Raw genomic sequence first — 476 nt, forward strand, 5'->3', positions numbered from 1 at the left:
CCAATCCTTCGCGGTCCGATAGTTCACACCCACTTCCGCAGCAGCGGGCCCCATCGACCATCCCGCTGCCATCAGTTCCAGGAATCGCCGCTTGGCCTCGGGTTTTCCACGAACCAGCACAGCCGCGCTGATCAGACCATCAGCTACCAGAATCCGGCGAGCCACCGAGAACGCGACCCCAGCGGTCTTGGCGGCACGACTCACCGATCCCGTCTCGTCGAATACCCGCCGGATCAGCACCGGGTCCACCGGGTGAGTCGCACCCCTGGACTTGCCCATCACGATGCCCTTCGCCCGCAGAATCGCATAGCACCGCCCCCGCGTAATCCCCAACACCGCAGCAGCTTCAGCCACGCCCACCCCAGCACCAACCAAACTGATCAGCTGATCACCGAACTGGGCCACATCCTCCGAAAACGACACGGTCGCCGCAACCTCTCAATCGAGAGTGTTGCGACGACCGCGTGAACCCAAGC

The 476-nt window shown here is 63.4% G+C and carries 1 pseudogene; it reads right to left on the reverse strand.

The features are described 5' to 3' along the window. Positions 1-423 (reverse strand): annotated as a pseudogene (locus ACX4ZE_RS23075) (IS30 family transposase); the annotation flags it as partial. Positions 424-476: the final 53 nt, after the last annotated feature.

This window comes from Nocardia sp. TBRC8007, from assembly GCF_056629435.1.